Genomic DNA, 781 nt, shown 5'->3' on the forward strand with positions numbered 1-781 from the left:
TGCCCGAATTCCCCGGCCGCTTCGCCGGCAGCCCACTGTGGGTCGAGGCGTCGCTCGACGCCAGCAATGCCGAGAACCGGCCGGTGCGCACCGGCGACGGCGTCTCGCCTATCATGATCACCGCCAATGATTTTGCCGGCGCCTGGGCGGTCGACGAGAATGGCGATCCGCTGCTGCCGACCGTACCGGCGGACCCGATGCAGCGCGTCTACGCGCTGCGCGCCGGCGTCAACATCATGATGTACATGCTGACCGGCAACTACAAATCCGACCAGGTGCACGTGCCCATACTGCTCGAACGGCTGGGGCAGTAAGATGAGTTTGTTTGGTTCCCTCCGGTCGCGGATAAACCCTCCCCAAAAAGAGGAGGGTAAGGGATGAACTGGTCGATTTCCTTCGAACCGCTGATCTCCTGGCCCCTGTTGGCCTTGGCGCTGGTGCCGCTGGCGCTGCTGGCGCTTGTCGGCCTGTGGTTTCGCCAGCGCGGCTCGGTCTTCCGCTTCATCGCCCTTTTGGCGCTCGCCGCCGCTTTGTTCAACCCGGTGTTCCTCAACGAGGAGCGCGAGCCGCTGAAAAGCGTTGTCGCCCTCGTCGTCGACCGCAGCCAGAGCCAGGATATCGGCGATCGCACCAAGCAGACCGACGAGGCGCTGGCCGGGCTGCAGCAGCGGCTTGGCCGCTTCAAGCAGTTCGACGTGCGCGTCGTCGAGGCCGGCAAATCCGAGGCCGCCGAAGAGCCGTGTCTCGGTGCGCTCTTCGGCGGCCTCGGATTTGCCGGCCT

1 protein-coding gene and 1 pseudogene are annotated in these 781 nt (G+C 65.4%); both read left to right on the forward strand.

Features of this window, described 5'->3' with window-relative positions:
- On the forward strand, nt 1–314 hold a 314-nt coding region (locus EN994_RS33755), incomplete at its 5' end, for a DUF4159 domain-containing protein (protein ID WP_127308274.1).
- Between the two features lie 63 nt (nt 315–377).
- A pseudogene (locus tag EN994_RS33760) lies at nt 378–781 on the forward strand (hypothetical protein); the annotation flags it as partial.

The organism is Mesorhizobium sp. M7A.F.Ca.CA.002.09.1.1 (assembly GCF_003998555.1).
In the GTDB taxonomy this organism is placed as follows: domain Bacteria; phylum Pseudomonadota; class Alphaproteobacteria; order Rhizobiales; family Rhizobiaceae; genus Mesorhizobium; species Mesorhizobium ciceri.